This is a genomic window from Bradyrhizobium sp. (assembly GCF_019242285.1).
In the GTDB taxonomy this organism is placed as follows: domain Bacteria; phylum Pseudomonadota; class Alphaproteobacteria; order Rhizobiales; family Xanthobacteraceae; genus Bradyrhizobium.
The window spans coordinates 1-4924 of sequence record NZ_JAFAVV010000528.1; the positions used below are offsets into that span (position 1 = coordinate 1).

Here is a 4924-nt window from a genome sequence, read left to right on the forward strand (position 1 = left end):
TCGTCATAGCCGAGTTCGTCGAGTTGCTGGACGAAATCCAGGTCGCGACGGAATTGCAGCGTCGGATGCTCGCCGATCGGGTGATGCGGGGCGAGAAAAGCACCGAATTTGAGGCGCGGCATGACGTTTCCTTTGGTTTATGTTCGCTTCTGACCGCATTGGTAAGCCACCCGCCCGGGGGTTTCAATGCATGAGCCGGCGGAGCGGCAATGCATTTCCCGGCTTGCGGAAAGTGGCTGATGCGCTGAACGACGCCGGTATTGTCGGAGCGCAGGCCGCGCATGGCGCGGGATTTTCATCGTCGCGATCGGTCAATCCGATGTTGTCTGGCGCGGTTTTCCGTCTAAAAGGCGGTCCGATCACTCCAGGCCTGGGCTGGAAGTACTGGCTTGAAGTACTGGCTGGAAATATCGGTTCTGTGAGGCAGCAATGAATGTGGCGCAACTCCCGCCGCAACCCGGCAATCCGCGAAAGCAGCAACTGAGGGACGAGCTCGAATCGAGCCTGGACGAGCAGGAGCGCTGGCGCAGGATCAACGCGGCCTATCATGATGACGACCTGAAGTTCATGCGCTTCCTGATCCCGCCCGGCAAGCGGGTGCTCGAGCTCGGCTGCGGCACGGGTGACCTCTTGGCCGCGCTCGCGCCGTCCTACGGGGTCGGCGTCGATTTCGGCCCGAAGGCGCTGGCGCGCGCCAGGGCCCGCCATCCCAAGCTCGATTTCGTGCTCGGCGACGTCGAGGATCCGGCGACGCTGAAGGCGGTCGAGGGCCCGTTCGACTACATCGTCATCGCCGACACCATCGGCATGTTCGAGGACATCGACGGCACCCTCGGCCTGGTGCACCAGCTCTGCGCGCCGACGACGCGGATCGTCATCTCCTACTACTCGCATCTGTGGGAGCCGGTCCTGAAGACCGCGGAGGCGCTGGGGCTCCGCCGCAAGCAGCCGAAGATCAACTTCATCGCCACCACCGATTTCCACAACCTGATGGACCTTGCCGATTTCGAGGTGATCAGCCAGGAGCAGCGCCAGTTGCTGCCGCAGCACTGGCTCGGGCTCGGTCCGTTCATCAACCGCTTCATCGCGCCGCTGCCGGGCATCCGGAAGCTCTGCCTGCGCACCTATCTGGTCGGGCGGCCGGTGCGGATGTTTCCGGACCGCGCCTATTCGGCGAGCGTCATCATCCCCTGCCGCAACGAGCGCGGCAACGTCGAGAATGCGATCCGGCGCATGCCGCGGTTCGGCAGCGCGCAGGAGATCGTGTTCGTCGAGGGCAATTCGTCCGACGATACCTTCGCCGAATGCGAGCGCGTCCGCGAGGCCTACAAGGGGCAATGGGACATCACGGTGCTGAAGCAGGACGGCAGGGGCAAGGGAGACGCGGTGCGCAAGGGCTTTGCCGCGGCCAAGCACGACGTGCTGATGATCCTGGACGCCGACCTGACCATGCCGCCGGAGACGCTGCCGAAATACCACGCCGTGATCGAGAGCGGGAAGGCGGACTTCGTCAACGGCACGCGTCTGATCTATCCGATGGAGGACGAGGCGATGCGTCCGCTCAACTTCATCGCCAACCGCTGCTTCGCCTACCTGTTCAGCTATCTGGTCAACACCCGCCTGACCGATACGCTGTGCGGCACCAAGGTGCTGCTGCGCAAGGACTACGAGGTGCTGGCGCAGGAGCGCAGTTACTTCGGCAATTTCGATCCGTTCGGCGATTTCGACCTGATCTTCGGCGCCGCCAAGCAGAACCTGAAGATCATCGAGACGCCGATCCACTACAAGGCGCGCACCTTCGGCGAGACCCAGATCTCGCGCTTCCGCGACGGCTGGCTGCTCCTGAAGATGGTCTGGTTCGCCTACCGCAAGCTGAAGGCGATCTAGGTCAGGATCTACGACATGTGCGCTTACCTCCGAGGTAATCGCAGGAACGACGGCCGGCTGACACATCTGACGCAACGGAACTCGGCAAGGTCTTCCCATGCATCAGATGGTCTCGGCAAATCTCGACACATCGCGCCGCTGGTGGGTGCTCGCGATCGTGGTGGCGGCGCAGTTCATGTTCGGCGTCGACGCCTTCATCGTCAACGTCGCGATCCCGACGATTGCGGCCGAACTCCAGGCGAGCGCGGCGGAGATCGAATCGGTGATCGCGATCTACCTGATCGCCTATGCGACCCTGATCGTGACCGGCGGCCGGCTCGGCGACATCCATGGCACCAGGCCGGTATTTCTCGCCGGCGTGCTCGGCTTCACCCTGACGTCGCTGTGGTGCGCGCTGGCGCGTTCCGGCGGCGAACTGATCGCCGCGCGTCTCGCCCAGGGTGCGACCGCGGCGCTGATGGTGCCGCAGGTGCTGGCCACCCTGCATCTCTTGTTCGCCGACCACGCCCGCGGCCGCGCGTTCGCCATCTATGGCATCGTGCTCGGCCTCGCCGGCGCGGCGGGCTTTGCGCTCGGCGGCGTTCTGGTGAGGCTCGATCTCGCCGGGCTCGGCTGGCGCGCGGTGTTCTTCGTCAACGTGCCGTTCGGTTTCCTGATCATCGCTGCAGCCGTCATGCTCATGCCCTCGGTGCCGCGTCGCGCCGGCACGCGCCTCGACATTCCCGGAGCGATCGTGCTGTTCATCGGCCTGCTCTGCGTGATCGGGCCGCTGTTGTTCGGGCGCGAACTGCACTGGTCGCCATGGATCTGGCTGGTCATGGCGGTCGGTGCCGCCATCCTCGCCGCGTTTCCGCCGCAGCACGCGCTGTTTGCATCGCTCTTGACGTTCGCGCTTTCGGTGACGGTATCCGCCGCATTCCTGACGTCGATGCGTCGTGCATCCGGTTGAAACACGCCGGCAACACTCATGAGGAATCTTCGTGAAATTCTGGGGATCGACAGCACACGGTCATGTTATTTTGCGGCGCAGCAACTAACCATACATGGTTGGTGTTATGAGTCGGTCGCAGGAGTCACCGGTGTCGTTGGCCAGCAATGTCGAATTCTTGAAGCGCCTGCCGAAGCCCGTGCGTCTGCCGGGCCTGGCGGAGTTGGCGCGCGGCTTGCGGCCGGACCTGCACAGCCCGCTGTTCGAGGTGAAGGGATTCGGCACCAACCCCGGGTCTTTACGGATGCTCGCCTTCGTGCCCGCGAGTCTGCAGCAGCCGCGGCCGCTGGTCGTCGTGCTGCATGGCTGCGGGCAGACAGCCGCGGGTTACGACCTCGGCGCCGGATGGTCGACGCTCGCAAAGCACTTCGGCTTTGCGCTGCTGATGCCGGAGCAGCAGGCTTCCAACAACGCCAACGCCTGCTTCAACTGGTTCAATCCGGAAGACATCGCGCGCGATGGCGGCGAGGCGTGCTCGATCCGCCAGATGATCGCGCGCATGGTGCGCGACTATTCGATCGATCCGCACCGTATCTTCGTCACCGGCCTGTCCGCCGGCGGCGCCATGACATCGGTGATGCTCGCGACCTACCCGGAGGTGTTCGCGGCCGGCGCCGTCATTGCCGGCCTGCCGTTCGGCGTCGCCACCAATCTGCGCGAGGCACTGAGCGGCATGCGCGGCGGGGGCGAGCGCTCGGCGCGCGAGCTGGGCGATCGCGTGCGCGACGCCGCCAATCATCGTGGCCGCTGGCCGCGCGTTTCGGTGTGGCACGGCGGCGCCGACCGCGTCGTGCATCCCGGCAATGCCAACGAGATCGTCAAGCAGTGGCTCGACGTGCATCAATTGCCGTCCGCGCCGATGGCGGAAGGTGTGGTCGACGGTCATCCGCGGCAGGTGTGGTGGGACGCCGATGGCGAGACCATGGTCGAATCCTACACCATCGCCGACATGGCGCATGGCACGCCGCTCGGGATGGCCGACAATGACAAATACTATGGCAATCGCGGCGCATTCCTGATCGAGGCGGGCATTTCCTCGTCCTATCATATCGCGAAGTTCTTCGGCCTCACCGCCTGGATCAGGGAGCCGAAAAAGGTCGAGGCCAAAATGCCGGTCGCGGATTCGCCGAGCGCGAAACTGATTCCGAGCGTCTCGCCGCTGCCGATCCCGCTGCCCGACCTCGCAAGGGTGCTGGCGCCGCTTGCGAACATCGCCGCGCGCCCCGAGCGGAAGGCTGCTGCAAAGGGGAAGCCCAAGAGCGAGGCGAAGCCGCGCCGCCGCGCCATCGACCTGAGCGCGATCGTCACCCGCGCGCTCACCGCGGCCGGGCTTCGCAGGAGGTAGGCGTTACATCTCGCCGGTGAGGAACGGGTTGGTCAGGCGCTCCTGGCTGAAGGTCGAGCCGGCGCCGTGACCGCAGATGAACCCGACGTCGTCGCCGAGCGGCAGGAGCTTCTGCTTGATGGAGTTGATCAACGTCTCGTGATTGCCGCCGGGCAAGTCGGTCCGGCCGACCGAGCCGGCGAACAGCACGTCGCCGACATGGGCGAACCTCAGCGCGCTATTGAAGAACACCACGCTGCCCGGCGAGTGGCCCGGACAATGCAGGATGTCGAAGGTCAGCTCGCCGATCGTGACCTGCTCGCCCTCGTCGAGCCAGCGGTCAGGCGCGAAGTCGCGCCCTCCGGTCAGGCCGAAGCGGGCGCCGCTCGCCACCACATTGTCGAGCAGGTACTTGTCGGCGACATGCGGGCCCTCGATCGGCACCTTCAGCGCGTCGCGCAATTCGGCGGCGCCGCCGACATGGTCGATATGGCCATGGGTCAGCCAGATCTTCTCCACGGTGACGCCGGTCTGCTTGATGGCGGCCAGGATCTTCGGCACGTCCCCGCCGGGATCGAAGACGACCGCCTGCTTGGTCGGCTCGGACCAGATGATGGTGCAGTTCTGCTCGAACGCGGTCACGGGCACGATGATTGCGCCGGCCTTCGCCTTGCTTTCGCTTTCCTGTGCCATCACGTGTCCCTGTGGTGCCTTTGCATCCCGTA

5 protein-coding genes and 1 pseudogene are annotated in these 4924 nt (G+C 65.1%); 4 read left to right on the top strand and 2 right to left on the bottom strand.

The features are described 5' to 3' along the window. Positions 1-122, bottom strand: a 122-nt coding sequence (locus JOY90_RS20955) for an LLM class flavin-dependent oxidoreductase (protein ID WP_291693020.1), incomplete at its 3' end; no start/stop codon positions are given. 157 nt (positions 123-279) lie between these two features. On the opposite strand from JOY90_RS20955, the pseudogene JOY90_RS40180 reads away from it, so the two are divergent. The 4 genes and pseudogenes from JOY90_RS40180 to JOY90_RS20975 form a co-directional block, all read left to right on the top strand. Next, a pseudogene (locus tag JOY90_RS40180) lies at positions 280-393 on the top strand (hypothetical protein); the annotation flags it as partial. Between the two features lie 36 nt (positions 394-429). Further along, positions 430-1887, top strand: coding sequence for a bifunctional class I SAM-dependent methyltransferase/glycosyltransferase family 2 protein (locus JOY90_RS20965; protein WP_291693017.1), 1458 nt, complete (start codon positions 430-432; stop codon positions 1885-1887). Positions 1888-1984: 97 nt separating this feature from the next. Continuing rightward, positions 1985-2836 carry an MFS transporter gene (locus JOY90_RS20970; RefSeq protein ID WP_291693018.1) on the top strand — a complete coding sequence of 284 codons (852 nt, stop codon included), beginning with the start codon at positions 1985-1987 and terminating at the stop codon, positions 2834-2836. A gap of 130 nt (positions 2837-2966) precedes the next feature. Beyond that, complete coding sequence (locus JOY90_RS20975; protein ID WP_291693019.1) at positions 2967-4220, top strand: PHB depolymerase family esterase; 1254 nt, start codon at positions 2967-2969, stop codon at positions 4218-4220. A gap of 3 nt (positions 4221-4223) precedes the next feature. Here JOY90_RS20975 and JOY90_RS20980 read toward each other — a convergent pair whose 3' ends face one another. Further along, entirely contained in the window at positions 4224-4892 is a 669-nt protein-coding gene (locus tag JOY90_RS20980; RefSeq protein WP_291693021.1) for an MBL fold metallo-hydrolase, read from the bottom strand. Positions 4893-4924: the final 32 nt, after the last annotated feature.